Genomic DNA, 26,373 nt, shown 5'->3' with positions numbered 1-26,373 from the left:
TTTACCGTGGAAGTCCAGACTAAATGGCGCTCAGGGATGATAGTAAGCTGTCTGGAGCAGGTCGGATCAGAACAAAAAGCGCATGCCCAAACTCCAGTTGGAGTTGGAGTAAACGTCGTTAAAATAAACACCTAAAGCAGTTTGCGGGGTGAAGTAGATATGGGCGGAAGCGACAATACCATGGTTGCTGTCGAAACTTTCCATATCGATGTAACGGTAGCCAAGGCGGTATTCGAACATGTCATGCCGGCGGCGGAGGCCACTGTTCAGGGTATAGAAGGTGTTGCCCGAGGCACTGAACGGATTGCTGCTTTGGGTGAAATTGCCAAGCGACACAGAGACATCGAGTGTGGTGCGATCATAGACGGTAAAGTAGCGGCCGATGCCAAGGTCAATAATGCTTTCACGGAAGGTGGTGTCATCGTTGAAACGCTGCCGAACGTGCTGATAAGTGCCGGTAACGAACAGTTTGTGGCCAATCTCATACTCAGTATCAAGGTTATAACTGCGATAGCCGCGGGAGTTTTCCCCAATGCTGCCGGAGAAATGGGTGTAACTCGGTTGAGTCAGATTCAGAGACTGCGCAGACACGGAGAAGGCGGCAGAAGCGAGACAAGCACTGAGGGAAATAACAGCAGGTAAATTTTTCATAAGCTCTTATACATCATAGTCACTGCGATCGAAGTAGTGCTAAGTGTATGTCGCCTGCCGGTGCTTCTCAACAATAAACTGGCTAAGGTTACCAGCGTAAGCGCAGTTCTACACTGCGTAAGCTATACCAGTCGTTGTCCTGGTAGCGTAAGCCAACTGACAAGTTGGCCCACAGGTTGATATAGCCAGTGACATGCCAGCGTATCTGGTTGTCCTGCTCGCTGTCATGAAAAAGGTAAGCGGCGCCCGCATGGAGTTCCAGTGGGCCATGTACTTCACGTAATCCTATCTGCAAGCCAAAATAATTGCTTTCGTCATAGAACTGATTGCCGGGCAGGGCCATGTTGGGCCGTCGGTAGGTCTCACGACCAATCAGCACGGATGCGTCGACATGAGGCCCAACCTGCGAGCGGTCCATCCAGCCGATACCGAGCTGAGCGTCTTCCAGCTCAAGTCCGACTGCATGGTTGTCTACTGCTTCGCTGAATTCATGGAACTGGCCGCTGACATATATAGTTGGCATGAGTCGTTGTTCAAAACGGATACTAAGATCATCCGCGGTTGGACTGTAGTCTTCGAAATCAGCCTGGGTATACGCCAGAGTCAGGTTGCTGTACGAGGGCTCGACATAGTTTGGGAACGTCGCCTGGGCAGTAACCAGTCCGCTGTATAGCAGACCAGCAGAAAGGATCAGTAAACTAATCAGAGAGCGCATAATGTGTCCTCGCATGGTGATGGTGCTTAATCTAAGAGGCTGAGCGGCCTTTTGGCGGCTTTTTACCGTACAGTTTTTCGTACTGGGCTTCGCGCGCCTGACGACGTTTTTCGCGAGTGCGTTCGATCACCCGTTTATGCAGGCGTTCCCGGCGGATATGGGTCTGGCGCTGGTTCCATGCCACCAGACAGCCTAAAAACAGGGCCACCCAGGAAAATATATTGGAGGTAAACTGGACCAGTTGACGTGAATTTCGCTCTGCGCTGGCATCCATTTCCGGCGTCGCTATGACGAACAGTTCGTACGCCAACGGCAGCACGAACAAAATGGCGAAGAAAGTCGCCAGGGTCCAGATAAAGGTTTTGAACCAACGCAGTTCAAACATTGAGGGGTTCTTTGATGTTTCGCTCATTATTTCAAAACTCAGCAGTAATGCATAAATTAGTATGAATCAAGTGTGCCGTGAATCACATTCGGTTACAATGCGCCGATGAAATTTGTAGTGTAGCAAAGGTATTTTTATGAATTCTATCCCACATGTTGACATGAGCCGTTACGATAGTGATTTCGAAGGCTTCGTTCAGGCGATTGGCGAAGGTTATGAAGTCAACGGCTTTGTCGCTCTTACTCAGCATGGTCTTGATAACGACATCATTCATGATGCGCTTGATATTAGCCGTGAACTCTTTGCTTTACCAGATGAAATAAAAAAGCAGTATCATATGCCTGGTCAGGGCGGGGCGCGGGGTTATACCCCATTCGGGACTGAAATTGCGAAAGACGCCACCCATGTCGACCTGAAAGAATTCTGGCATGTTGGGCGCGAGATTGAAGGCACACCAAAATACCCCCAGTTGCAGCCCAATGTGTGGCCAGCCGAAGTGCCCGAATTTAAAACCCGAATGCTATCTCTGTTTAACGAGCTGGATAAGCTTGGTCGCCGTGTGTTGGCAGGCATTGCTGTGTATTTGGGTGAAGAGCGCGATTACTTTGAAAGCCGTGTCGACTCAGGGAATTCAATCCTGCGTCCGCTACACTACCCACCTATTATTGACGAAGGTACGCCATCAGTGCGGGCTGGCGCGCATGAAGATATTAACGTGATTACACTACTGGTGGGTTCTCGTGAACCTGGCCTCGAAGTGCTTTCAAAATCCGGGGAGTGGATTCCGGTAACCATTATTGACGGAGCCATTATCTGCAACGTTGGCGATATGTTGCAACGCTTGACCAATGGTGTGCTGCCTTCAACGACGCATCGGGTAGTTAATCCGCCCACCCCATACAGCCATAAGTCACGCTATTCGATTCCGTTTTTCCTTCATTTCAATCCGGATGTGGTGATTGATGCGCTGGAAACCTGCCATAGCGAGGATAACCCAAAGCAGTTTGAACCGATCACCGCAGACGAGTACCTGAATGAGCGGTTGCGAGAGATTGGCTTACTGAAATAGCCGCGTTGTCACCCAGACCGCCTAAAAAAGCCTGCATTATTGCAGGCTTTTTTGTACTGCAGGACAGTGTCGACTGACGGGCTACAGCAGTTTTTCCGCCTGCTGTTCATGCCGCTGTTTGTCGAACAGATGGTGAACGCCGGTCGCCCGTTGCTCACCGTTATCATTAAGAATGGTGGCCCCCGGGGCATCGAGGTTACTAATACCCTCATAGCCGGCGCAGTGCGGACACAACCACGGCAGCTTCTCGGCTTTTAGCGTTTGCAGCACGGGTTTGACCGGACAGTGCAGACTTAAATAAAACCAACCATCACTCAGGCGTACTTCTTCGGTGCCATAAGGCTGGTCAAACAACGGGGTCGAATTAGCGAATAGTGAAATTTGCTGGTTATGGACCACCCGGTGTTGCCCGGCCTGATGAGGCTGACGGCACTTCACACAGTGCTGATCGGGTTGAGTAGGGCGGGATATTTCTAATTGTATACTCATGGCGAACTCCAAAAATGTCTGGTTCGCGCGCAATGCGCGCTTTAGCGGTATTTATTAGCCGCCCGCAAGTTGCAGGTGTTAAATCGGCGGCGCTCAATCGAGCCAGTCAAGCCTAGCAAAAGGAAGTAAGGCTGTCTAGACGTCCAAATGAATTGTTTGTAATTTCTGGTCAGACCTCGCTTATAGCCCCCTGATTATGCTAGCGTAAAGCATTATTTCAGCGGATTTAGATAGTTATGAATTTATTACTACGTTTACTCTGGATACTGCTTAAACGGGTACGTAAGGGGCGGGTGAGTCCACTGCAAACTTTACGCGTCCGCTCACGCGCCTTGCCCAATGATCTGGACGTCAATATGCACGTCAACAATGGTCGTTATCTTAGTTTTGCCGACTTAGGCCGGGTAGACTGGTTTATCCGTTCCGGCTGTCTGCAAGTGGCACGTAAACATAAAGCGATCCCGGTTATTGGCGATGTGACCGCGCGTTATATGCGGCAATTAAAGGCATTCGATCGCTTTTATGTGGAGACGCGTTTGCTTGGCTGGAACCACAAGTGGGCGTTCATAGAGCACAAAATATTGGACGCAAAGAACAATGTGGCGGCTATTGTGGTGATTCGGGGCATGTTCTGGAACCGTAAGGGCGGCCTGACGCCTCAGCAATTGATGGACGCTACCGGCAATGCGCACCTTGAATCGCCGCAATTGCCTGGCTGGGTTGAGCACTGGGCGCTGACGCTGGATGAGTTGACAGCCAGTTCAAAAGCTGGCCAAGTATAAGAATTAAAAGCAGGGCAAAAAAAAAGCGCCCCGGGGGAGGGGGCGCCGTAAACTCACTCTTAACGCAACACATATCAGGGTGTCATCCATGACAAAAAATTAAGAGTGAGCGCTCTTGAGCGTTGCTCAGTTGCATAGTGAGAATAGCGAATTTCCCGCCACTGTATATGCTGTTTACAGAGTTTTTACCTAGTGCTGGCAATGTGTTCGTTGAATCGGGTTCATACTGCCCGCCAAGGAAACTAAGGGGAATCAATAGTGGATTGGCTAATTGCAGGCCTGGTATTTTTTCATGTCGCAACAGGGTCTGTTGCGCTGGTGACGTTTTGGCTGCCGTTAATGGTAAAAAAGGGGCAGCGAACGCATCGTGTTACAGGGCGGGTCTTTGCTATCAGTATGATAGCCGCCGGCCTTACAGCGATGTTCCTCGCCAGTTTTCATCTCACCGCAGCGGAATGGGTCAATGGCACGCCTGAGACACGGCTGACCCTGGGCTGGATGATGCTCTATCTTGGTTTTCTTTCCACTGTACTGGTCTTGTTTGGCTTGAAAACGGTGCGTAATAAGGGCCGCCATTATCTGTATAACACCACCTGGATAGTTGGCTTACATGGTGCTCTGGCGGCTTTAGCTATCTGGATCTTCTGGCTTGGCTGGAGCCACTCTGAATTGCTCCTTATCGGCGTCTCTTTTATTGCCTTTCTAATGGTCCCGGGCAATATCCGTTTTATTCTGCGTCAGTCTCAGCCCGCACCGGGGCGTTTACGGCGGGAATGGCTCTATCAGCATTTTACCTCAATGATAGGCGCGGGAATTGCTGCGTATTCCGCTTTTTTATCGTTCGGCGCCGCTTTGTTTATGCCAACCCTGGCGTTTAATCCGTATTTATGGACCATTCCTACCATTCTTGGGGTGAGCTTTATGTTGTGGCTGGCGAAACGTCAGCCGCGTTACGACTAAAGCTTTTGCAGCAATGCATTCATTCAGGATTTTTTCTTCACATATAAGGTCTTATCAACCCGGGCGACGACTTTGTTGTGTTCATCCATGACCTCCACCTGCCACTCCGGAAGCACGCGCTCGCCTTGGTCTGCCGCCTTTTTAATATCGTCAACCTGCGCCGGGGTAAGGCGGAATTCAGCATAAACACAGCCGCGGCCCGGGCGTTTGAAGTCGATATGAGCAGATTTGTCCCAGACAATGTACTCGGGTCCCAGCTGGCGCATGAGTAGCAGCATGAACATGGGATCAACCATCGAGTACAGTGAACCGCCAAAATGGGTGCCCACGTAGTTCGAGTTGTACCAACGCTGGCGCATTTCTACCCGTGCATAGGTAAAGTCCTTACTTAGCGCGGTTACTTTGATAGCGGCCCCGCGATAGGGACGGTACCAGTTCAGCAAGCGGCGGATGCCCGACGCTGAGCTGATGTAACGGCGTATCCATTTACGCATAGTATGCTCCTTAATAATGAAAGCAGATGACAGGCCTGATAGAAAAAGGGCCACTTACACGAAGCGGCCCTTTACTTAGTTCAGATAAGCCAGTTGTCTGGCTTTAGCAATTACGCAGCGTCTTGCTTAGCCGCCAGTTGCTTTTCAAAATGCTCGCGGGCACCACGGCCAGCCAGCAGATCTTCGTGTGCGAAGTCGTCGACGTTAATCACATTGAGGCGACCTTCTTCAGCACGTTCCAGCAGGGCAGCTTCTTCGGCATTAATAACGCCCAACTCAAGACCTTTCTTCGCCAGTTGATCCAGCTGAGTGAAGGTAAAGCGTTGTTTTGCTGCTTTACAGATTGTGTCATACAGAGGCTCAACCGCGATGATATCGCGCAGTACTTTCTCAACATAGCCGTACTGGCCACGCTCAGACAGGAACTGGCCTTCACCAAGGCGCTCACGCGCATCGTTCGGGCTCATCAGCAAACGCGCTACTTTGTGATCCAGCTTGTCGCTAGGTGCTTTCGCGATGCGACCAAACGGATACATAATAGCTTTTAGCATGGAGCCAACGCCGCCAAAGTTATCAAGCATGGCTAACTGGCTTTCCTGCAGCTTGTGCAGGGTATCCTGCATCGCCCAATGAACGAACGGCAGATCTTCTTTTTGACGACCTTCGTCTTCAAAGCGCTTAAGTACCGCAGAACCCAGGTAGAGGTAACTTAGCATGTCACCTAAACGAGCCGATACACGCTCTTTACGTTTTAGTGAACCACCTAATACACCCATGGCAACGTCAGACATCAGTGCCAGGTTAGAGCTGAAGCGAGTCAGCTGCTTGTAGTAAGCCTTGGTTGAGTCACTGGTCGGCGCTTTGATGAACACACTGCCACCGAAGCCAAAGCACAGTGAACGAACGAAGTTCGACATCACAAAGCCGATATGGCCGAAGACTGCTTTGTCGAAACGACGCAGACCTTCTTTACCATTTTCATGGTGCGCAGCTTCCATTTCTTCCAGTACGAAAGGATGGCAGCGGATTGCGCCCTGACCATAAATCATCATGTTACGGGTCAGGATATTGGCACCTTCCACGGTAATCGCCACTGGCGTACCCTGGTAACCACGGCCCAGATAGTTATTCGGACCTAAACAGATACCTTTACCGCCGTGGATGTCCATGGCGTCGTTCATTGCGGTACGCAGCTTCTCGGTCATGTGGTACTTAGCAATGGCAGAAATTACCGATGGTTTCTCACCCAGGTCGATACCTGTGGTTGACAGTTTAGTGACTGAGTCCATCAGGTAGGCGTTACCACCTAAACGAGCCAGCGCCTCTTCAACACCTTCCATTTTACCGATAGGCAGTTTGAACTGACGACGAATGCGAGAGTACGCGCCAGTCACCAGAGCAAGTGATTTAGCACCACCGGCTGAGTTCGACGGCAAGGTAATCGCACGGCCGACTGACAAACATTCGACTAGCATACGCCAGCCTTTGCCAGCCATTTCCTGACCACCAATAATGTAGTCAAGCGGGATGAATACGTCGTTACCGCGGATCGGGCCGTTATGGAACGGCACGTTTAATGGGAAGTGGCGACGACCAATTTCCATACCTTTGGTATCACGAGGTAACAGCGCCGCGGTAATACCGAGTTCTTTCTTATCGCCGATAAGGCCATCCGGGTCGTACATTTTGAATGCCAGACCAACAACCGTAGCGATAGGCGCCAGCGTAATGTAGCGCTTGTTGAAGTTCAGCTTAATACCAAGGATTTCTTCGCCATTGAATTCGCCTTTACAGACAACACCGCTGTCTGGAATCGCACCGGCATCTGAACCCGCTTCCGGACTGGTCAGAGCAAAACACGGGATCTCTTCACCGGTAGCCAGGCGTGGCAGATAATGGTCTTTTTGCTGTTGCGTACCATAGTGCTGCAGCAACTCGCCCGGACCTAATGAGTTAGGTACACCGACGGTTGACGCCAGTACTGTACTCACACCAGCCAGCTTTTGCAGCACACGGGACTGTGCATACGCAGAAAACTCAAGGCCACCATATTCTTTCTTGATGATCATGGCGAAGAATTTGTGCTCGCGCAGATACTGCCATACGTCTTCCGGCATATCAGCAAGTTCGTGGGTTGCTTCCCAGTCGTTCATCATGGCGCAAATTTCTTCGCATGGGCCATCCAGGAATGCTTGCTCTTCAGCGCTAAGACGCGGAGCAGGGATGTTATGCAGAGTTTTCCAGTCAGGAGACCCGCGGAAAATCTCGCCGTCCCACCAGACAGTACCGGCATCGATAGCGTCTTTTTCAGTGGCCGACATTTCCGGCATGATTTTACGGTACATCGCCAGAATTGGTTTGGTCATCACGTTTTTGCGGACAAAACCTAAGTTGAGCGGCACTAACAGCACAGCTGCAATAATCCACAGTACAGTTAACGTGGTGTTGCCAAAAATACTTAACCCCGTTGCGATGCCAAGCATAACAAGGGTACCTAAGGTGAATACTCGCAGTGAACTGCGATGATAAATCAACGCGCCAAGCACAAGCAGGGTAGCGATGATCCAAATTGCGACACTCATGTTGTTTACTCCAGTTTTGAGGTCTGACCAGTACCCTCCAAGGTAGATCAAAGCTGACCAGTTTGCAAGTTTACCAACCTCTGCTAAGGGAATTTTTTCTGCTTAAAACACTCGAAGCTATAACTTGGAGAGATTTAGCGATTACTGCTACGCTAAAATCACGCTGGTATTCAGCTATCTGACTGATGGGAAAACACTTTATGAAGCGACTTCAACACTGGTCAATTGCCGCGCTTGGCGGCGTGATGTTAACGGGCTCAGCCTTAAGCTGGGCGGCAGAGGACGATGCGGACGCGTCAGCCGGAGCCGAAACCTTGGCCTATGAAGCCAGCTATGTGCTAACACGTCGAGGTTCGGAGCGTGGCGATGCCTCACGCATTCTGGAACAATTAGACGATGGCAAGTGGCGCTATTACACAGTGACCAGTGCGTCGTTGCTGTTTTTGTCAGATCATCGTGAGAATGAAACGATATTTCGCATGCAGGACGGGCGGGTGGTGCCTGAGTCATTTGACTATTCCCGCAGCGGTACCGGATCGGATCGGGCGTTGAATGTACGCTTCGATCGCGAGAACGAACGTATTGTGGATGCCAGCGGCAATCAAGTCGATATTGAATGGGACGCTGATCTGCTGGACCCGAACGCCGTCCTCCACCAGCTGCAACTGGACGTTGCTGGCGACGATGACAGCTGGATGTATTCACTGGTCGATGAGAAAGGGAATCAGCGTGACTATGAGTTTGCCCGGGTCAAAACGGAAACCCTGAATTTACCCTATGGCGAGATCGAAGCGATTCGCGTCGATCGGGTGCGTGAAAGCGACCGCCGGCAGACCTATTTCTGGTTTGCACCCGAGTTAAATTACACCATGGTGCGGATGCAACAGATAAAAGAAGGTAAGGAGCAGGCGCAAATCGAATTAACCAGCCTGCAGTTCGAGTAAGATTCGCATGAGCGGAGCGGGGTAGCGGCTTTAGTCAGCCGCATACCCTTGCAAGCCAAGTAACTGACCATCGAGCATCACGCCTTCCGCGGTTAGCTGTAAACGCTCAGCACAGAACCATCTTGCCACTAACGGATAAATCCGATATTCCTGCTCATGCACACGGGCCTGCAGGTCGTCAATTTCGTCACCTTCGAAGACAGGGACTTTGGCCTGCAGTATGACCGGGCCGCCGTCGAGTTCCTGGGTAACAAAATGAACACTGACACCGTGTTCTTTATCACCCGCCTCTAACGCACGTTGATGAGTATGAATACCTTTGTATTTTGGCAATAGCGACGGATGGATGTTGAGCAAGCGTCCGTTGAATGCATTGACAAAGACAGGGCTAAGAATACGCATAAAACCGGCCAGAATAACCAGATCCGGCTGATAACCCGCCACCAGTTCGGTCAACCGCTCATCGTAGGCTTCACGGGTCGCAAAGTCCTTATGCGGCAAGCTTTCAGCGAGGAGGCCGAGCGCTTCTGCTTTCGCCAGTCCGGCGGCGTCCGCGCGATTACTAATAACCGCGATAACATCCGCGTTGATGCTGCCGTTTTTGCAATGCTCAGCCAGATTAACCATATTGCTACCGGACCCCGAAATCAGGATCACGATGCGTTTTCTGCGTACTGTGGACGAATCAGTCATTATTTATTTACTACCATTAATGACAACCAGCTCGTCATCCGCTGAAGCCGCTTCAATATGGCCGATAACCCAGGCATTTTCACCTTCGCTATTGAGCTTGGCGACTACCGCGTCTTTGCTTTCGGCTGGCACCGCAATCACCAGGCCAACGCCACAGTTGAAGGTGCGGTACATTTCGCGCTGATCGATATTGCCGGCTTCCTGCAGCCAGTTAAAGACACTGGGCCACTGCCAGCTGGAGCCGTCGATGACCGCTTTAGTACCGTCTGGCAGAACACGAGGGATATTTTCCCAGAAGCCGCCACCGGTAATATGGGAAATCGCATGGATCGGCTGCTCAGCCATTAAAGCCAGCACTGATTTCACATAGATACGGGTTGGTTCGAGCAGATGCTCTACCAAAGGCTTGCCATCTAACGGCTGGTTTAAGTCAGCGCCGCTGACTTCCAGTACCTTGCGGATCAATGAATAGCCATTGGAGTGCGGACCGCTGGAACCCACAGCAATTAAGGCGTCACCCGGTGCAACTTTGCTACCGTCAATGACCTCAGATTTTTCAACCACACCGACGCAGAAGCCGGCGATGTCATAATCGCCGCTTTGGTACATACCAGGCATTTCTGCGGTTTCCCCGCCAATCAATGCACAGCCTGCACGGACACAGCCTTCACCGATTCCAGTCACGACATCCGCCGCCACATCGACATCCAGCTTGCCAGTGGCGTAGTAATCGAGGAAGAACAGCGGTTCAGCACCCTGCACAATCAAGTCGTTGACGCACATCGCGACCAGATCGATACCCACGGTATCGTGTTTACCAGCTTCAATGGCCAGACGTAATTTAGTTCCGACGCCGTCGGTACCAGAGACTAACAGTGGCTCTTTATACTTTGATGGCAGCTCACATAAAGCACCGAAACCACCGATATTGCCTTTAACTTCAGGGCGAGCAGTGCGCTTGGTGACGCCTTTGATGCGCTCTACCAATGCGTTTCCGGCGTCGATATCAACGCCCGCGTCTTTATAACTTAACGATTTTTTTTGCTCGCTCACAGCTGGTCCTCGCAATACTTGGGTGTAGGTTGTGCGGTTGCTGTCGTGGCTGAAACAAGAATCAGCTCAGCCAGTTCAACGGGGTGGAATTTGGCGCGTATTTTAACAGCATTTTTTTCCAGCGGCTACTTGCGCAAACAACGGAAAGCGCGTCAAATAGCAGTATGACTATGATCCGTCTCGCATCCTTAGCTGATGTACCCGCCCTAGCGACCCTTGAAGCCCAGAGTTTTCCCTACGACGCTTTAAGCGAACGCAGTTTTCGCCGCTTTATTAAATTGGGCGAAGCGGAAGTATGGGTGTTGGATAATCAGGGGAGTCTGCTTGGTTACGCCATTATGCTGTACCGGCAGGCGACCAAACTGGCGCGGATGTACTCCTTTGCAATTGAACAAAGCCAGCGTCGGCAAGGGCATGGCAGCCGTCTGCTCACTCATATGGAGCGCTTAGCTCAGCGCGAGCATAGTTTATTTATGCGGCTCGAAGTAAAAGCTGACGACAACGAAGCGCTGACCTTCTTTCATCAGCGTGGTTATCAGGATATTGGCCTCAAGAACGACTATTTTGATGACCATTCCGCCGCCTGTGTGCTGCAAAAACAGCTGCATTTCTTTGATAGCGAGCGCTTACCGCGACAAGTCCCTTATTTAACTCAGACCACCCCGTTTACCTGTGGTCCCGCCAGCCTGCTGATGGCGATGAAGTATTTTGGCTATCCGCTGCATAACCCGGAACTGGAAGAGCTCGAGCTATGGCGCGAAGCGACCACCATTTATATGACGTCGGGGCACGGAGGGTGCGGCCCGCACGGCCTGGCCCGAGCCGCGCACAAACGCGGCATGGCGGTTGAACTGTGGATAAGTCAGCCCGGTCCGGTATTGCTGGATTCGGTGCGAAATAACAGCAAGCGCGAAGTGATGATTAAAATTCAGCAGGCTGATATTGAAGCATTGGAGCGGGCCAGAGTGCCGGTGCATGTCAGTGACTACTACATGACCCAGTTGGAACAGGATCTGGAGCAGGGTAAGCTGGTCATTACGCTTATCAGTACCTATCAGTTTGATCAGTTTAAAGCCCCGCACTGGGTTCTGATCACGGCCATTGATGATGATTTTGTGTATATCAATGACCCCGATGAAGACGATACGCCCTGGCAAAGCCCGGCCGCTCGTCAGTACTTGCCCATCCCGCGGGAAATCTTTTCCCGTGCATTTGGCTATGGCAGCAAACGTTTACGTGCGGCCGTAGTTTTAGGTCAGGGCATGTTGCCCGATTGAAACCGTCTGCTAAGCTTCTGAAGTAATGCACTTATTATTACTTATTCGAATTGCGAGGCAACATGGCAAAAGTTCTGGTTCTTTATTATTCAAGTTATGGTCATATCGAAACCTTGGCCAAGGCGGTGGCAGAAGGCGCCCGTAAGGGTGGCGCGGACGTTGACATAAAGCGCGTTGCTGAACTGGTTCCGGAAGAGGTCGCAAAGAAATCTGGCTATAAAGTCGAACAGAGCGCCCCCATCGCCAAGGTCGATGACCTGAAAAACTACGATGCCGTAATCTTCGGTACGCCGACGCGGTTTGGCATGATGGCGTCGCAAATGAAAAACTTTCTCGACCAGGCCGGTGGGCTATGGGCGAACGGATCGCTGATTGGCAAAGTAGGGGGCGTATTTACCTCGACAGGCACTCAACACGGCGGCCAGGAAAGTACCATTCTTAACTTCCACACCTTGTTACTGCATTTAGGGTTTGTTGTGGTTGGATTGCCATACAGTTTTGCCGGCCAGTCGACCATGGATGAAATTAGCGGCGGTAGCCCCTATGGTGCCAGTACCATCGCCGGCGGTGACGGCTCACGCCAGCCATCCGAAAACGAACTCGATGGTGCTCGTTTTCAGGGCGAACACATCGCAAAAATTGCTAAAAAATTAAGTGCTTGAGGCACGTTAAACGACAGTTAGTATTGGATTGGAACAGAACTCAGGAGAGTCCATGTCAGAAGTATTTAAGCACGCGACCTTAGGCAATATTGAATTATCAAATCGTTTAGTGGTAGGCCCCATGACCCGCATCAGTGCAGAGCATGAAGGCGAACCCACAGAGCTAATGGAAGACTACTACACAAGGTTCGCGGATGGTGGTTTCGATCTTATCATCAGTGAAGGCGTGTACACCGACCGCAAAGCCAGTCAGGGTTATCAGTACCAGCCAGGTATTACCGACGACAGCCAGCAGGAAGGTTGGGCAAACGTGGTCGAAAAAGTGCACGGCGCGGGTGCCGCTTTTATTTGCCAGTTGATGCATGCTGGGGCGCAAATGCAGTACAACCGGTTTTATGAGCACCCTAAAGGAGTATCCGAAGCTCGCCCCAAAGGTGTGCCCTTGTCGATGTATGGCAAGCTCGAACACTGGACGAAGCCGGAAACTCTGGATGAAGGGGATATCAACCAGATCATGAATGGCTTTGTAGGTGCGGCTAAACGCGCAAAAGCCGCTGGCTTTGATGGCGTTGAACTGCATGCGGCAAATGGCTATTTGTTGAACCAGTTTTTAAGCACGGAATTTAATGATCGTAAAGATCAATGGGGTGGTAACCTCGACAACCGCATGCGCTTCTTGTTGCTGCTGGTGAAAGCCGTGCATGATGCCTGTGGCGAAGATTTCGTAATTGGTATGCGTTTGAGCCAGATTACGGTCACTGACCACGATTATCAATGGCCAGAGGGTGAAGACGGTTTCCGTTACCTGCTAGAGAAATTGCGTGATGCCGGGCTGGCCTATGTCCACACCACCGATACAGCGGTCAACCGCAAAGCCCTTAAAGACAGTGACAAGTCGCTGGCGCAAGTAGCCTCCGAAGTGGAAGGGCTGTCATTGATTATCAATGGTGGTATTACCGAGAACAATATGGAAGATTTGGCAGAGCAGTACCCGGATGCATTGCTTGCGGTTGCTCGTAAAGCCCTGGTGCATCAGGACCTGCCGCTACGGTTAAAAGACGGTCTTGATATCCATGAGTTGGACCCGACCATGCTGGAGCCCAAAGCAACACTCCAACATGAGCTGAATTGGCGTAAAATCAACCTCTCTGACTAGGGAGGGGATGGCGAGGTAGTATGAGCCGATTAACTATATTCTATGACGGTGGTTGCCCGCTGTGCGTGCATGAAATGCGTAAGTTACGCAAACTGGACACACAGAGTCAGATGGCATTTGAAGATATTCACGCCGACGGCTTTGCTGCCCGCTATCCGGACATCGACAAAACGGCGGCGGATAGCATTTTGCATGGCAAGACAGACAACGCTGAGATGCTCTACGGTCTGGATGTAACCCACGCCGCCTGGTCGTTGGTTGGCCGGGGCTGGTTAACTGCTCCCTTGCGTTGGCCCGGGATCCGCTGGCTGGCAGATAAAGCCTATCTGTTCTTCGCCCGCAACCGCTACAAAATTTCCCGTTTGCTGACCGGCCAGTCGCGCTGTGATGACTGCAGTTTGTGAGCCAAGGTTATTTTTTCGCCATTCTATTTACTAATGGAACTTGAACGGCAATTTATAGTCCATATATACGGTTACAGAGTATGCACTTGAGCGGAATCATCTGGCGTTATAGCTGGCGCTCAGGTACACTTGACCAGTCTTAAGTAAGTTATACCAGAATTCGGGGCTGATCTGGATTCGACGGGATAAATGAAACTTAAGGTGCATGCCGAGGTGAGGCTGGCCTCGTAAAAAGCCTCAACTTTATAGTTGCAAACGACGACAACTACGCTTTAGCGGCCTAAGACCCGCTAACTATCCACTCGCGCTTAGTCTGGGAGACGAGGTTCGGATAGTCATCTAAATCAGACTCGTGTGGAAGCTTCTCTCGTAGCTGAAGCATTAAAACTAATCGAGATCGCTGCTAAGTAGCCTGCCACTCGGCGACTTACGCAGTTAACTAAATGAGATGGCTAAGCATGTAGGACCGAGAGCGGAGTTATTGCGGACGCGGGTTCAAATCCCGCCAGCTCCACCATATCGACAAATTAAGACGTCTTAGGGCGTCTTTTTTTGTGCCCAATAGAAAGTAAAATCAATAACTTACAGTCCATATTGCTATTTTAAGGTCTTATTTGGCCTCGCTATTTCTTAGTTTTTTAGTAACATAACTGGTAACACGGCTAACGTGTTACTAAATTCCGTGTTACCAAATCAACTAAGGGGCTAAGGAAATGGCGCGAGGAAAAGAGTTACTCAATGCGAAACAGGTTGAACACGCCAAGCCAAAAGAAAAGGAGTTTAACCTTGCTGATGGTGGCGGGCTTTACCTTAGGGTTAAACCGTCGGGAGCTAAAATCTGGCTGTTTAATTACTATCGGCCATACACCAAAAAACGCGCAAACTTAAAGATTGGTGATTATCCTGCAACTGGACTGAGTGAAGCGAGAGAGCGCCGCCGAAAGTTTGCCAGCTTGCTAGGTAATAACATCGATCCACAGGAGCATGAGCGCCAGCAGCAGGAAGCTAACAAGAAGCTACATGAAGCTACTTTTGAAACCGTCGCTATGGATTGGATGACCAAGAAGCGGAAAAAGGTAACGGCCGACTACGCCGACGACATAGAGCGCTCACTGAGAAATCACGCTTTCCCTAAGCTGGGTAAATTCCCGATTGCCAAACTGACCGCGCCGCAAGTCATTGAGGCTTTGCGACCAATCGAGGCTAAAGGCTCTCTGGAAACATTGCGCCGCCTTTGCCAGCGCATCAATGAGATTATGATCTGGGCTACCAATACGGGCGTTATCCACCATAACCCGCTGCAAGGTATCGCCAAAGCATTTGACGCACCTACCGTCAAAAATCAACCCGCCTTAAAGCCTGATGAATTGCCTGAGCTGATGCACACACTTCAGCGCGCCAGCATTAAATTCACTACCCGCTGTTTAATTGAGTTCCAACTTCACACCATGACACGACCAAGTGAAGCAGCGGGCGCGCGCTGGGATGAAATCGACTTTGAAAACCAGCTCTGGGTAATTCCTGCCAGCCGCATGAAAATGCGAAATGATCACAGCATACCGCTCACTGAGCAGGTGCTTTCTCTTTTGGCTGAAATGAAACCAATCAGCGGCGCGGGTGAGTTTATTTTCACAGGTGACAGAAACCCAATGAAGCCAACCAACGAGCAAACCGCAAACATGGCGCTGAAACGTATGGGCTATAAAAACCGCCTTGTTGCTCATGGATTACGTTCTATTGCCAGTACGACGTTAAATGAACAGGGCTTTGACCCTGACATTATCGAAGCAGCGCTGGCGCATCGCGATAAAGATTCAGTGAGAGCCGCATACAATCGCGCCGATTACCTGCAACGCCGACGCCTGATGATGCAATGGTGGAGTGAGTTTATCGAGCAAGCCGCTCAGGGCTCACTAGCAATCGGTAAAGGCCGACGCAATTTGAAAGCCGTTTAACCCGTCGGAAGTGTCGTAAACGTCGGAAGCCTGCATTTATGCGGGCTTTTTTGTGTCGGGAGCTTGTCGGGTGGGTGTCGGTAAAACCCAAAGAAATAAAAAAGTACACATTTATTCCAAAATGTTCTAATTGAAATTGCGTTAATTTTTTTTAAACAAGCGTTTAGCTTGTAAGCCAAAGCATACGTGCATTCAAGATTAAAGCCTCTGTTTTATGAAAACTTTTGCAGCATCCCTCGGTATCATAACCGCTAATTTTATCATGTTTTATGTTTGATCTGGTCTGACCAGCTAGGTAGTCTATTCATACATCGAGATTTTCGGTGTTCTGAATTACTTACAAGAAGGTGAAAATTATGCAAAACCAACCTGAAAACGAGCTGATGCGATTAAATGAAGTGATGGACGCCGTGCGTTACAGTCGCGCTTCAATTTATCGGCTAATGAATGAAAACAAGTTCCCAAAGCCTATTACTTTGGGTGGCCGTTCCGTGTTCTGGGTACGCACACAGATTCAGGACTTTATTCGGGAGCAAATCGAAAAGGCGAAGGAGGAAGCCGCATGAAAACTCAGACAAGAAAAAAGCCAGCTAGTGCGGGAACACTATTACTGGCTTTCATTTCTCTCCAAGCGATCCTGACCTACAAGGAGGCTACAGATCATGAATAACACTAAACTAAACTTTGCCGATTGTAAAGCGTCGATGGACTACCCGCCTACTCAACTTATGCGCGTGGCTCGCACATCGAGAGAATGCCGCATTCTGATGCTGGTATGGGAGCATCAAGGGATTTTAACGCATGAGTTAGGCGAAAAATTCGGCTACAAATCGAATAACCACCACAATGTAACCCAAGCCTTTAACCCTCGAATTATTCGGCTTGGATGGGTAATAAGTAAGTACCGCTCAGGCCAACCAAGTGAAAGCTGGCGCTGGTACTTAGAACCTGTTTACATCGCTTTACAAAAACCAATACGCAAAGACTTGCGCCGCACCATCCGTAAGCACATGGAGGCGGCCAATCAATGATGAATAATCAACTAATGCAAGAAATGGAGGCGGCGGGATTAGTTCCCGCTGAGCCTCTCGAAGTTCTCAATAGTGGCGAGCTGCAACGCTATCAAGTAGCGAGCGACAAACGCGGAACAAGAAACGGCTGGCTGGTTAGTTACTACAATACCGACGCACCTACCGTTCACGTTTTTGGATCGTGGAAGGCTGGCGCAAGTCATACCGTTATCGAGGGTGGAGGCTCTCAGATTGCCCCTGAAACGCGCCAGATTATCGAGCAAGCGCAACGCCAAGCGCGATTGAGAAAAGAGCAGGAGCAGCGCGAGGTGGCCGAGAAATGCGCGCAAATATGGGAGTCACTGGCAAGCGCCGACTTGCATCCCTATTTAACCGTTAAACGCATTCAGCCGCATATTGCCCGTTGCTGGGATGATTCATTAGTGATCCCTTTGGTTGACTTCAATATGACGATTACCAGCCTGCAATTCATCAACCCGAACGGCGGTAAGACATTCCGCAAGGGTGGAAAAATCAGCGGCTCATTCTGCCCGTTGGGAGGTTCGACGCATGCCAATTCAAAAACTTGGATTGTATGCGAGGGCTTTGCTACTGGCGCAAGCATCCATGAGGCGACAGGTTTACCTGTTTTGGTGGCGTTTAATGCTAATAACTTAAATCCCGTTGCGACGTCGCTACGCATGAGAGCGCCAGCCGCTCAAATCATCATAGCCGCCGACAATGACCGCTTTACCAGTATTGGTAACGTGGGCGTTCAAAAAGCCGAGGCTGCCGCGCGTGATGCTGGCGCTTTTGTTGTTATTCCGCAATTCGACACCGACGAGGGAACGGATTTTAACGATCTGGCTCAGCAAAAAGGATTACAGGTTATTTCTAAAGTTTTTATGGAGGTGGCCGCATGAATCAGCCAGCCGTTATTAAACCACCAAGCGAATTTAACGATCCGATGCCGCAACCATTAACGCCTGAAAAATTGAAGCCTGAGCCGTACCCGCTGGAAGCTCTGGGCGCTGTTTTGGGTGATGCCGCTCATGCAATCGCTGATGGTGTTCAGGTAGCGCCAGCAACGGCGGGTCAAAGCGTATTGGCTGCCGCTGCATTGGCCGCGCAACCATTCGCAAACGTGATTATTGACGGGCGCACCTATCCGCTCAATTTGTTTTGTCTGACAATCAGTGAGAGCGGCGACCGAAAGAGCGGAACGGATAACGTCGCAACGCAACCCCATGCCAAGCGCCAGCGCGAATTATTCGAGAGCTACAAGGAAAGTTACGATTATTATTTGAATGAGCGAGAGGCTTTTAGCGCAGCCCGCCAAGAGGTTTTGAAAACCAAGCGTAAGGAAGGGCGCGAGGAAATCGCAAAAGCGCTCATGGAGCTGGGCGCACCGCCTGAGCCACCACTTGCACCTACTTTGATATGCCAAGAGCCGACGCTGGAAGGATTGCAAAAGAGCTTCTCAGGCGGCCAAAGCTCGCAAGGTTTATTCAGTGATGAAGGCGGTACGTTTTTCGGCGGCCATGCCATGAACAAGGATAACGCACAAAAAAGCATTGCTGGGCTTTCAACCTTTTGGGATGGAAAAGACATTCACCGCTTGCGAGCTGGCGAAGGTGAAAGCATGAGCATCAAAAACCCGCGTCTGAGCATTCATTTAATGGTTCAGCCTGTCATTGCTCAGCGAGTTCTCTCTGATGGATTGTTGTCTGGTCAAGGGTTCTTAGCTCGCTTTCTCATGGCTGCCCCTGAGAGCCTCGCAGGACGACGCAAATACCAAGAAATCGACCTAACTACCAACCAAACAGTTAAGCGCTACCAGCAGCTTATGACGCGCTTACTGGAAGCTGAGCAACCCAAAGATACAGACGGAACATTAGAGCCGCGCGATCTGCAAGTTACGGGCGAAGCTAAAGCGCTTTGGGTGGATGCTTACAACGAGATCGAGCTGGCGCTTGCTCCGTCGGGTGACTACTCCGAGATTAAAGCAACCGCTGCAAAGGTGGCCGAGCAAATCGCACGCATTGCTGGGGTGCTAACGATTATCGACAACCAGAACGCCGAACGGGTTACAGGTGACACCATGAGCCGCGCAATTATTCTGGGTGACTGGTATTTAACCGAGGCGCTGAGATTAACTAAGCAAGGCAATGCTGGCGCTGAGTATGTAGCCGCTCAGGATGTTATTCAATGGATCATGAGTAAGGGCTTGGACGTGATCACAGTAAACCAAGTAAACAAGGGAACACGCAAAGTTAAGAGCGCACAGCACGCGCGCGAAACATTGCGATTGCTAGAGGAAAACGGCTGGCTTTTTCCGTTATCGAGTGACACGCTTTTGAATGGTGAAAAGGCGCGCGAAGCCTGGCGATTGAATCGCCGTGCATTGGAGGCCGCTAATGATTGACTTTGAAACGCTGCCGCAAATCGACTTAACCACTTTCGAGCCGTTAGATTTTAGGTTACCACCGCTAGACTTATCGCCAGCTTTCGAGCTGGCTTTGGAGTATCACAGCGCGCCAGCCAGTGAGGTGAATCATGGGGCTTAAAATCGCTCAGAAAATTAAGCAAGGTAACGGCTTTACTGACTTTCCGACACATTCCGACACCATTCCGACATTACCAGCAGCGAATAAATCAGCGTTTCCGACAAATCGACACATCCGACAACCTGAGCGCGCCGCTAATGATGACTTAGCAAACGACTTAGTTACCCATGATGGAATGCCTGTTCATTTCTATGATGGAGGCTCAAACGGCTGGCGTTTTGGTGATCGTGAATGGATAGCTGGAAAACTTCGACGAATCCAAAGCAAAGCAGAGAGGCTTAGGCTCGCCGCTGAATATGCCGAGCGCTTCAAAGCCGTTTATGATACCGAGCCGCTGGAGCAACGGAAAGAAGGTAAAGCCCGATTCTCTGCTAATAGCTGGTTACTGAAAGCCACCAAGTAAACACACGGCGCAAGGCGAACGCTGAGCGCCTTTATTCTGAGGTGAAGCATGACAAGGGATGAGCAATTAAGACGCCGTGATGCCGCTCTGAGCGCGGTTAAATTGATCGTTAGTAGTTCACACCAATACAGCCCGCCAAGTTACAAACAAGTCGCCGCCGCGCTCAATGCTCAGCAGTTAAAAACAACATGGGGTAACGAATGGACACCGCAACGCCTGTTAAGGTTTTTACAACGGCTGGGTTATTCAGGTTTACACGGGGTTAAAGCTGAGTTGGATGGACAAGTCAACAAGCAGGGGTAAGGCTTTTGGAAGCCGCTACGCGATGGAAAAAGGGTGTTTTACTACCAGTACGCGCGCGGGAGTGACTGAGTACCTCAAGATTACCTCAATGCTTTGGATCATTTCAGAGGTCATGCAAAAGCCAAGTGAAGATTTTTGCAGAGTCACTACGCGAGCCAAACGGGTGTTTTCGGACATCTTTACGCGCGAGAGCTACCCTTAGTGAAACCTTAGCACCCTTAGGGTTATCTTAGGGTTAGTTTCCTGACTATAAAAAATGGGTGTTTTCAGTACCCGTAAAAAGTGAGAGGATGGCTTGAAGTTAAGCATTCACAATCAGAAAAATTAACAACTAAGCAGAAGGGAATCTTTATGAAGAAAATAATCGCAATACTCACTATTATTTGGCTAACAGGATGCGCTAGCGCAGGTGTTCAAATTGATCCTGCTCAAATCCAAGATATTGAAAAGGGAGTTACGACTGAGCAGGAAGTGAAAAACATGTTTGGCAGCCCCAATTCAAGCGGGATTACAGCAGAAGGTGAGCTTTTTTACGTCTACACCTTTGCACGTTCGACCACTAATGCAGCGACATTTATTCCTGTAGTTGGTTTGTTTGCTGGCGGCTCAAATACTGATATCGAAATGCTACAAATTTGGTTCGACTCTGAAAGAAAAGTTAAAGAGTACCACTTCAATAAAAGCAATATGGAAACAAGGCTAGGCCGTTAAAAGCAAAGGGTGTTTTCCGACACGTTAAAAGAAACACGCGCCAGCCAAAAGTAACACGCCAAGTAACATGGCTCCTTGAAACTAGAGAATAAGAACTCGAATGCATCGTCGTTAAAAGGATTCGTATTCGGGTTCAAATCCCGCCAGCTCCACCATATCAAAGACCAGACAAGTCTTATATTGTCTACTAACCCAGCGTAATTGCTGGGTTTTTTATTGCCTGTAGTAAAATACAGTCTTATGTAGAACAGCCAAACCTAGCTACTTTTTTGGGGGGGGATTTTGGGGGGATCTCGGACTATCTGAAAAATTGATACCCAGCTTTAGGTGTCGCTTTCGCTTTCCTTCAACGAGTCTTGAGCCTGCATCATGCGGCGTTTCGGGATTCGTTAAGTGATATTAAGAAAACCCAAAAATAATGCCGCATGCAGCGGCATTATTTAAAGAGCTAAAATACTAATCTTGTTTGCCTAAAATGTTTGGGATAAAGCTATTAATCCTGAATTCAGGGGTTAATAAGTCATATATAGATCATTTTAAAAGCACGACTATCGCTAATGCGGAGCCACTTCATTATTAGACTTGGGAGCTTTCCTCATTAGCATCAGGAAAAATAGCGTATATATATTTACTCCAGGTAAAACAGTTAATAATATAATACTCGGAGTTAAACGATTTTTTTCTTTGCTACGAGTAGCGCTATTGGAGTGATAAAAATTAAGTTTCCAATAAGCCATAACCATAGATAAGAAATGTCTCCGCTTCTAGTTAATTCAATAATGTTCATAAATTAATTACTCCGGTCCTATAGCATCTTCTGAACGAGGGACTATCTCACATCTATATCTGTTATTCCCGACTGGCGGACATGACGTTTGAAGTGGTCGATCAGGCGTGCCCGTGCGAGTATAGCTTCGTACTACGCTTACGCCATTGCGTTGGGCATTCTCTATCCAGGATTCTACGTGCCTTTCAGTTAGAAAAAAAGTCTTGGTATAATCACCGATCCTAGTTGGAACTTCGTTACTATCAGCATCTAAAGCTGAACCCTCGACATATACCATATTAAAGGTCTTATTTGGACCATTCCAGTCGAAGCTCTTGATTTCTATTTCGGATCCATCTTCAAATCTTACTCGGATTTGTATTCCCTTGAGAATATCAAAGGCAGCTCCTCCAAATATTGAAAGCAGATTAGTCGCGTACCAAGTAAATCGATTTTCATCATTAATCCAATCATCAATCACTCTGTTTTTTTGAGCGTGATTTACGAAATCGGCAGAATTTCGAATGCCTTCTCTTCCACTTGGGTATACTATCCCTTGACTTGCGACGAAGTCAGCCGCTTCTCGGGTTGCATTCCTTACCGACTGACTAGAAGGGGCTATAAGTATGCTTTCGCTTCCAGGGCCTAAGACATCTCCAAATCCGTCTTGATATGAGGCGCTTTGATAACGAAAAGTAATTACAGAAGCATTTGATAGGTCAATAACATTTATCCTACTTTATGCGGCCCCTAGGCTATATGCTTTAGTAAGAGCTATGTTTTGTTTTTCGTAAGCTGAACAGGCGTAGCATGAGGCATTGCGTTCAGGTTCGTACGCTGCGGCAGTCGCGCTAGCTATGAATAGAAATAAAAGTCCTGTCTTTAATAATTTCATCAAAATTTCCTTTGAAGTATACGAATCATCATTGACTCTATAGTTTTTTAACAACTAAAAAACTATATTGCAACATATATATATCATTTGTTTTTATTTATTCTCTAGTTACCTTGGTAAATGAGATTAGCGCAGCTTTGGCCCTCGGCTTTAACATTAGTCGCTAGTTTTTCTCAGAGTAAATGATGAGCAATTTATCGCTGCTTTCCTCAATCGTGGAGTTTATAACTTCTTTGTCCGCGTTAGATTCGGGTGCCAGGTAGCTCGAATTGTCTTGGTTCCTTGTCCGTATGAACTCGGTGAGTTATCACAAAACCGTCGCTTTTACATTTTTTCATTTCAGTTCCTAATTTTAGTTGAAAGGACTGAAGACCGGTCTTCCTAAGACGGGTGGCCAAACCCGCCTGCTTATTTTTACACTCACAGCAACCAAGTAGCCGCGATTACGAGGTCTAATTTGGGGGGCTAATGAGTTTTTATGGGGACACATGTGTTAATGAAACAGGCATAAAAAAGGCATGGTTCGCGAAGTGGTTTTTTATACGCAGTACTACACACAAGATTTCGTTGAAAATACAGGGTGATGGTTAAATAGTAGGTAGGTGAGAAAAAGGCTGGCACTCTGAGGTCACGAGTGTGGTACTGGATTTGCGTTCGACACAAAGACAGGAAACAACATGAAAATCTCACTCATGGTTTTGAGTCTCGCACTTTGGTTCACGATGACGGCAGTTTAAGCCGAAGAAACCAACCCAATCAATTCCTTCCAAATCGATCAGACTGTTGTTCAGCTGGATGCTGGTGACTGCGCTGGGTTCGCAGGGGAAACCGTAAGCCAACTAACTGACGGTTCTCAAATCTAGCAAACACGATGCTGTCGAACTTGTACTACAGGTAAGGCCTGCGGTGACAGTTTTATAGCGAAAAGTAAAATCTGCCACAAAGGGTAGGGGATGTGCTTGTAACGATTAAAAATCGCCAGAACTCAATAAACCACTGCAGCCTGAAGTTAGTTTTAAATGGTGGACGCAATAAACACAACAAAAAACGATAAATGATATAAATAAAAACTTGAACTGTTGCTTTTTTGTTGTAATTATGTGTCTGCATTCAATTGAATGTCATATTTCAAAATGATTATAAAGGATTTCATCATGTTGATTAAAGTAGGTTTAACAGCACTACCACTTAGCTTGCTTGTTCTAGGGACGAGCGGAGTTAACGCACAAGCTTTTGAGAGCCTCACCGTAGCGGAGGCAGAAAGGCAATGTAATCAGTCTGTGCAATATGCACAGCAATGTAGGGAGGATCAGAACCGTGCTCGGCTGTTGGGATTTCGCGACTTGCCTCAATATCTCCATTTCGTCGAAGTTGTTGAGCGTGAATTAGCAACCGGTAAGTCAGCAGTTGATATTAAGCCTATTTACGAAACTGAGGAATTTATTGAAGCCTCAGAGTATGTCGCCCGTGGTCAAGCAGTTCCACCCGAACTTGCGACTAAGATGGAGGCGGTATTCGAGAGTCGACAGGAACTGCTCGCTAGTGCACTGGGTGTAGAGCCGGACGAAGTTGAAGTTAGATTAGATAATTACCGCCGATATATTGAGTTTGTGGAAGCGCAAAGCGAACTAGAAACAACTCAGTTTGTGATACTAAGCGACGACGAAGAAGAGGAGGAGGATTTTGAAATAATTGAGGTTAGAGCTCATCAGGTTGATGATTGGGGAAGCAGTTCGCTTTCCGTCAGATTGGGAGCTACCGAAATAATTCAAGATACTGGTATTTACCACCCGTATTCGCAGCCGCTGATAGTAGTTATAAGAGTTACTGATACGCTTCGCCCTCAACAGCGCAGGTTTGCTTATCGAGAGTCATCAGGCGCTATACCACTTGACAAGACTTGGCAGGCTTGCCCAACTTGTCCAGTCGCTATTCGCCCATACTAATTACTGACTTAAATCAGGGGGCGCTCCTAGCGCCCTTTTTTATTCAACACCCTAGCTCAGAACTAAGTCCCTTAGTTTGCTCAAATACAGGTCACACCTTGTAGCCAGTGACCTCTACCAGAGATTTTACTAAGATCGGACTCGGCGGCGGTTTCGGTGAGGCCAGATCCAATTCTCCAAGATCAATTTAATGCAAAGGAACGCTGGCTCCGGGGAAACTTAAGGTAGATATTCTATAACGGATTTTCGCGAAGGCGATATTACTTTAATTCATGAAAAGCTTATAGGCAGGGTGTGAGATGACTTATTTTGACTATGCTTTACTGATAGTATTTTGCTTTCCACTGCCTTTATTGACGGCCTTTATACTACGGAATAAAAGTAAAAATGTGGTGATTAAAGTAGGCATAGTGACGCCTGTTTTAATTATCACCCTGTTATTAATCGCAGCTAGACCAGGTAGTTTGTACATGGTTGAAATCATATATTTTCTATGGGGAACCGTTTTCTTGGTCGTTACCTATATAGCTTGGTTGATAATTAATCTAGTACGAAGAATAAGGTAAGGGCTTTGGTTTTTTGTTGTAATAAATCATTTCACTGGGCAAGATTGACTTCAGAAACAAAGCTCTGGTTGAAGGAAATAGCCAAGTGATAAAGGAATCCATCAACATGAATGCGCAACTGAAATTCAATTATGATGAAAATTAAGTTTAACAAAAAGCTTAATCCTAAGTTGGTTGGTGGGTATTTTGTACTCTATCTGCTCATATTATACTGGTTTATGACCTTCCCTCCACCCCCTGAGTATCGGGCTGGTCCTCTAATTGCCGCATTTGCACTACCGTTCTTGATTATCTTCACGATTCGGTCTCTTTACCATTATTGGACGGCGCCGGATGAAGCTCAAGTAGATCTTAAGCGACGATTAGTAATGACAGACTCAGCTGAAATCAAATTAGGTGTGGACGAGAAACGATTGGTTATCACTGCAAAAGAGGGTTCTTTTAGCTTAAATATTGAGCAGAATAATGGTCACCTTAGGGGCTGTACTTCAATTTTCTTTCCTCAAGCACTTTATGGCTGTGAGTTGGCATCAAAAGATCTAAAGTTGATTATCGATGAGCTAGGATGGGTAACGCTCATTGAGAAATAGATTTTATATCAGAATTTGGGTAGGAGACCCGTTAATAAATGACTGAAATTAAGCTAACGAAATCGCTAAATTTACCGGTGTACTTTGTATGTACCCTCGTTGTTATTGCTGGAGTCTATGTGACCTCTCCCCCACGAATAGAACCATGACATCGATGAGATTTCCATTAAAATGGGTCAAGTGGAGATCTCAAAATGAAAAAACGTTACAGCGAAGATCAAATCATCAAGGCCATCAAAGAGCACGAGGCTGGAGCCAAGGTCGAGGACATTTGCCGTCGCCTAGGCATATCCAATGGCACTTTTTACAACTGGCGCAGTAAATACGCTGGTATGGAAGTCAACG

27 protein-coding genes and 1 other RNA gene are annotated in these 26,373 nt (G+C 48.5%); 20 read left to right on the top strand and 8 right to left on the bottom strand.

Features of this window, described 5'->3' with window-relative positions; all coding sequences use genetic code 11:
* Window positions 1-66: 66 nt before the first annotated feature.
* The 3 genes from CWE12_RS10770 to CWE12_RS10760 all read right to left on the bottom strand — a co-directional run bounded on the left by CWE12_RS10770 (window position 67) and on the right by CWE12_RS10760 (window position 1,751).
* Window positions 67-651, bottom strand: a complete 585-nt coding sequence (locus CWE12_RS10770) for a hypothetical protein (protein WP_126789727.1) — start codon at window positions 649-651, stop codon at window positions 67-69.
* Between the two features lie 88 nt (window positions 652-739).
* Window positions 740-1,366: a hypothetical protein gene (locus tag CWE12_RS10765; RefSeq protein WP_126789726.1), complete on the bottom strand. Its 627-nt coding sequence runs from the start codon at window positions 1,364-1,366 to the stop codon at window positions 740-742.
* A gap of 31 nt (window positions 1,367-1,397) precedes the next feature.
* On the bottom strand, window positions 1,398-1,751 hold the full coding sequence (locus tag CWE12_RS10760) for a hypothetical protein (RefSeq protein WP_126789725.1): 354 nt from the start codon (window positions 1,749-1,751) through the stop codon (window positions 1,398-1,400).
* A gap of 136 nt (window positions 1,752-1,887) precedes the next feature.
* On the opposite strand from CWE12_RS10760, the gene CWE12_RS10755 reads away from it, so the two are divergent.
* Window positions 1,888-2,820, top strand: a complete 933-nt coding sequence (locus CWE12_RS10755) for an isopenicillin N synthase family dioxygenase (protein ID WP_126789724.1) — start codon at window positions 1,888-1,890, stop codon at window positions 2,818-2,820.
* Window positions 2,821-2,901: 81 nt separating this feature from the next.
* On the opposite strand, the gene CWE12_RS10750 is transcribed toward CWE12_RS10755, so the two are convergent.
* Window positions 2,902-3,309: a hypothetical protein gene (locus tag CWE12_RS10750; RefSeq protein WP_126789723.1), complete on the bottom strand. Its 408-nt coding sequence runs from the start codon at window positions 3,307-3,309 to the stop codon at window positions 2,902-2,904.
* A 236-nt stretch (window positions 3,310-3,545) separates the two neighbouring features.
* Between CWE12_RS10750 and CWE12_RS10745 the strand changes: the two genes are divergently transcribed.
* Together CWE12_RS10745 and CWE12_RS10740 are read left to right on the top strand one after the other, a co-directional pair.
* The gene (locus CWE12_RS10745) at window positions 3,546-4,091 is read left to right on the top strand and encodes a thioesterase family protein (protein WP_126789722.1); all 546 of its coding nucleotides are present in this window, start codon (window positions 3,546-3,548) and stop codon (window positions 4,089-4,091) included.
* A 258-nt stretch (window positions 4,092-4,349) separates the two neighbouring features.
* The gene (locus tag CWE12_RS10740; protein WP_157981965.1) at window positions 4,350-5,051 is read left to right on the top strand and encodes a DUF2306 domain-containing protein; all 702 of its coding nucleotides are present in this window, start codon (window positions 4,350-4,352) and stop codon (window positions 5,049-5,051) included.
* Window positions 5,052-5,074: 23 nt separating this feature from the next.
* On the opposite strand, the gene CWE12_RS10735 is transcribed toward CWE12_RS10740, so the two are convergent.
* Window positions 5,075-5,545: a DUF4442 domain-containing protein gene (locus CWE12_RS10735; protein WP_126789720.1), complete on the bottom strand. Its 471-nt coding sequence runs from the start codon at window positions 5,543-5,545 to the stop codon at window positions 5,075-5,077.
* A gap of 110 nt (window positions 5,546-5,655) precedes the next feature.
* A complete protein-coding gene (gene fadE / locus CWE12_RS10730; RefSeq protein WP_126789719.1) occupies window positions 5,656-8,127 on the bottom strand; it encodes an acyl-CoA dehydrogenase FadE in 2,472 nt (823 codons plus the stop codon).
* Window positions 8,128-8,327: 200 nt separating this feature from the next.
* Between fadE and CWE12_RS10725 the strand changes: the two genes are divergently transcribed.
* Entirely contained in the window at window positions 8,328-9,071 is a 744-nt protein-coding gene (locus CWE12_RS10725) for a DUF3108 domain-containing protein (RefSeq protein WP_157981964.1), read from the top strand.
* Between the two features lie 30 nt (window positions 9,072-9,101).
* On the opposite strand, the gene purN is transcribed toward CWE12_RS10725, so the two are convergent.
* Together purN and purM are read right to left on the bottom strand one after the other, a co-directional pair.
* Window positions 9,102-9,764, bottom strand: a complete 663-nt coding sequence (gene purN, locus CWE12_RS10720; protein ID WP_126789717.1) for a phosphoribosylglycinamide formyltransferase — start codon at window positions 9,762-9,764, stop codon at window positions 9,102-9,104.
* A 3-nt stretch (window positions 9,765-9,767) separates the two neighbouring features.
* On the bottom strand, window positions 9,768-10,817 hold the full coding sequence (gene purM, locus CWE12_RS10715; protein ID WP_126789716.1) for a phosphoribosylformylglycinamidine cyclo-ligase: 1,050 nt from the start codon (window positions 10,815-10,817) through the stop codon (window positions 9,768-9,770).
* A gap of 170 nt (window positions 10,818-10,987) precedes the next feature.
* Between purM and CWE12_RS10710 the strand changes: the two genes are divergently transcribed.
* From CWE12_RS10710 to CWE12_RS10635, 16 genes are all read left to right on the top strand, one after another.
* Window positions 10,988-12,094 carry a GNAT family N-acetyltransferase/peptidase C39 family protein gene (locus CWE12_RS10710; RefSeq protein ID WP_241984193.1) on the top strand — a complete coding sequence of 369 codons (1,107 nt, stop codon included), beginning with the start codon at window positions 10,988-10,990 and terminating at the stop codon, window positions 12,092-12,094.
* A 62-nt stretch (window positions 12,095-12,156) separates the two neighbouring features.
* The gene (gene wrbA / locus CWE12_RS10705; protein ID WP_126789714.1) at window positions 12,157-12,756 is read left to right on the top strand and encodes an NAD(P)H:quinone oxidoreductase; all 600 of its coding nucleotides are present in this window, start codon (window positions 12,157-12,159) and stop codon (window positions 12,754-12,756) included.
* Between the two features lie 52 nt (window positions 12,757-12,808).
* A complete protein-coding gene (locus CWE12_RS10700; RefSeq protein ID WP_126789713.1) occupies window positions 12,809-13,912 on the top strand; it encodes an oxidoreductase in 1,104 nt (367 codons plus the stop codon).
* A 20-nt stretch (window positions 13,913-13,932) separates the two neighbouring features.
* Complete coding sequence (locus tag CWE12_RS10695) at window positions 13,933-14,316, top strand: thiol-disulfide oxidoreductase DCC family protein (protein ID WP_126789712.1); 384 nt, start codon at window positions 13,933-13,935, stop codon at window positions 14,314-14,316.
* 162 nt (window positions 14,317-14,478) lie between these two features.
* Window positions 14,479-14,833, top strand: a transfer-messenger RNA (tmRNA) gene (gene ssrA, locus CWE12_RS10690).
* Window positions 14,834-15,029: 196 nt separating this feature from the next.
* A complete protein-coding gene (locus CWE12_RS10685) occupies window positions 15,030-16,271 on the top strand; it encodes an integrase domain-containing protein (protein WP_126789711.1) in 1,242 nt (413 codons plus the stop codon).
* 356 nt (window positions 16,272-16,627) lie between these two features.
* On the top strand, window positions 16,628-16,837 hold the full coding sequence (locus CWE12_RS10680; protein ID WP_126789710.1) for a helix-turn-helix transcriptional regulator: 210 nt from the start codon (window positions 16,628-16,630) through the stop codon (window positions 16,835-16,837).
* A gap of 96 nt (window positions 16,838-16,933) precedes the next feature.
* Window positions 16,934-17,302, top strand: coding sequence for a hypothetical protein (locus tag CWE12_RS10675; RefSeq protein ID WP_126789709.1), 369 nt, complete (start codon window positions 16,934-16,936; stop codon window positions 17,300-17,302).
* Window positions 17,299-18,204, top strand: a complete 906-nt coding sequence (locus tag CWE12_RS10670) for a toprim domain-containing protein (protein ID WP_126789708.1) — start codon at window positions 17,299-17,301, stop codon at window positions 18,202-18,204. The genes CWE12_RS10675 and CWE12_RS10670 overlap by 4 nt, the downstream gene beginning before the upstream one ends.
* The gene (locus tag CWE12_RS10665; protein WP_126789707.1) at window positions 18,201-19,706 is read left to right on the top strand and encodes a YfjI family protein; all 1,506 of its coding nucleotides are present in this window, start codon (window positions 18,201-18,203) and stop codon (window positions 19,704-19,706) included. The genes CWE12_RS10670 and CWE12_RS10665 overlap by 4 nt, the downstream gene beginning before the upstream one ends.
* A 131-nt stretch (window positions 19,707-19,837) precedes the next feature.
* Window positions 19,838-20,251 (top strand): hypothetical protein, encoded by a 414-nt coding sequence (locus CWE12_RS10660; RefSeq protein ID WP_126789706.1) that lies wholly within the window; start codon window positions 19,838-19,840, stop codon window positions 20,249-20,251.
* Window positions 20,252-20,299: 48 nt separating this feature from the next.
* On the top strand, window positions 20,300-20,554 hold the full coding sequence (locus CWE12_RS10655; protein ID WP_126789705.1) for a hypothetical protein: 255 nt from the start codon (window positions 20,300-20,302) through the stop codon (window positions 20,552-20,554).
* A gap of 351 nt (window positions 20,555-20,905) precedes the next feature.
* Entirely contained in the window at window positions 20,906-21,265 is a 360-nt protein-coding gene (gene bamE / locus CWE12_RS10650) for an outer membrane protein assembly factor BamE domain-containing protein (RefSeq protein WP_126789704.1), read from the top strand.
* Between the two features lie 2,815 nt (window positions 21,266-24,080).
* Window positions 24,081-24,872, top strand: coding sequence for a hypothetical protein (locus tag CWE12_RS10645; RefSeq protein ID WP_126789703.1), 792 nt, complete (start codon window positions 24,081-24,083; stop codon window positions 24,870-24,872).
* Between the two features lie 697 nt (window positions 24,873-25,569).
* Window positions 25,570-26,028, top strand: coding sequence for a hypothetical protein (locus CWE12_RS10640; RefSeq protein WP_126789702.1), 459 nt, complete (start codon window positions 25,570-25,572; stop codon window positions 26,026-26,028).
* 194 nt (window positions 26,029-26,222) lie between these two features.
* On the top strand, window positions 26,223-26,373 hold a 151-nt coding region (locus CWE12_RS10635; RefSeq protein WP_133306976.1), incomplete at its 3' end, for a transposase.

The organism is Aliidiomarina sedimenti (assembly GCF_003986955.1).
Taxonomy (GTDB): domain Bacteria; phylum Pseudomonadota; class Gammaproteobacteria; order Enterobacterales; family Alteromonadaceae; genus Aliidiomarina; species Aliidiomarina sedimenti.
Note: the sequence above shows the minus strand (reverse complement) of the source record. Positions and strands in the feature narration are given on the sequence as shown.

Coding starts and splice junctions, on each gene's coding strand:
- CWE12_RS10670 (WP_126789708.1), top strand. CDS start 17,299: ATGATGAATAATCAACTAATGCAAGAAATGGAGGCGGCGGGATTAGTT.
- CWE12_RS10640 (WP_126789702.1), top strand. CDS start 25,570: ATGATGAAAATTAAGTTTAACAAAAAGCTTAATCCTAAGTTGGTTGGT.
- CWE12_RS10770 (WP_126789727.1), bottom strand. CDS start 651: ATGAAAAATTTACCTGCTGTTATTTCCCTCAGTGCTTGTCTCGCTTCT.
- CWE12_RS10745 (WP_126789722.1), top strand. CDS start 3,546: ATGAATTTATTACTACGTTTACTCTGGATACTGCTTAAACGGGTACGT.
- wrbA (WP_126789714.1), top strand. CDS start 12,157: ATGGCAAAAGTTCTGGTTCTTTATTATTCAAGTTATGGTCATATCGAA.
- CWE12_RS10645 (WP_126789703.1), top strand. CDS start 24,081: ATGTTGATTAAAGTAGGTTTAACAGCACTACCACTTAGCTTGCTTGTT.
- CWE12_RS10735 (WP_126789720.1), bottom strand. CDS start 5,545: ATGCGTAAATGGATACGCCGTTACATCAGCTCAGCGTCGGGCATCCGC.
- CWE12_RS10760 (WP_126789725.1), bottom strand. CDS start 1,751: ATGTTTGAACTGCGTTGGTTCAAAACCTTTATCTGGACCCTGGCGACT.
- CWE12_RS10660 (WP_126789706.1), top strand. CDS start 19,838: ATGGGGCTTAAAATCGCTCAGAAAATTAAGCAAGGTAACGGCTTTACT.
- CWE12_RS10700 (WP_126789713.1), top strand. CDS start 12,809: ATGTCAGAAGTATTTAAGCACGCGACCTTAGGCAATATTGAATTATCA.
- CWE12_RS10695 (WP_126789712.1), top strand. CDS start 13,933: ATGAGCCGATTAACTATATTCTATGACGGTGGTTGCCCGCTGTGCGTG.
- CWE12_RS10680 (WP_126789710.1), top strand. CDS start 16,628: ATGCAAAACCAACCTGAAAACGAGCTGATGCGATTAAATGAAGTGATG.
- CWE12_RS10765 (WP_126789726.1), bottom strand. CDS start 1,366: ATGCGCTCTCTGATTAGTTTACTGATCCTTTCTGCTGGTCTGCTATAC.
- purN (WP_126789717.1), bottom strand. CDS start 9,764: ATGACTGATTCGTCCACAGTACGCAGAAAACGCATCGTGATCCTGATT.
- CWE12_RS10675 (WP_126789709.1), top strand. CDS start 16,934: ATGAATAACACTAAACTAAACTTTGCCGATTGTAAAGCGTCGATGGAC.
- CWE12_RS10710 (WP_241984193.1), top strand. CDS start 10,988: ATGATCCGTCTCGCATCCTTAGCTGATGTACCCGCCCTAGCGACCCTT.
- bamE (WP_126789704.1), top strand. CDS start 20,906: ATGAAGAAAATAATCGCAATACTCACTATTATTTGGCTAACAGGATGC.
- CWE12_RS10725 (WP_157981964.1), top strand. CDS start 8,328: ATGAAGCGACTTCAACACTGGTCAATTGCCGCGCTTGGCGGCGTGATG.
- fadE (WP_126789719.1), bottom strand. CDS start 8,127: ATGAGTGTCGCAATTTGGATCATCGCTACCCTGCTTGTGCTTGGCGCG.
- CWE12_RS10755 (WP_126789724.1), top strand. CDS start 1,888: ATGAATTCTATCCCACATGTTGACATGAGCCGTTACGATAGTGATTTC.
- CWE12_RS10665 (WP_126789707.1), top strand. CDS start 18,201: ATGAATCAGCCAGCCGTTATTAAACCACCAAGCGAATTTAACGATCCG.
- CWE12_RS10655 (WP_126789705.1), top strand. CDS start 20,300: ATGACAAGGGATGAGCAATTAAGACGCCGTGATGCCGCTCTGAGCGCG.
- CWE12_RS10750 (WP_126789723.1), bottom strand. CDS start 3,309: ATGAGTATACAATTAGAAATATCCCGCCCTACTCAACCCGATCAGCAC.
- CWE12_RS10685 (WP_126789711.1), top strand. CDS start 15,030: ATGGCGCGAGGAAAAGAGTTACTCAATGCGAAACAGGTTGAACACGCC.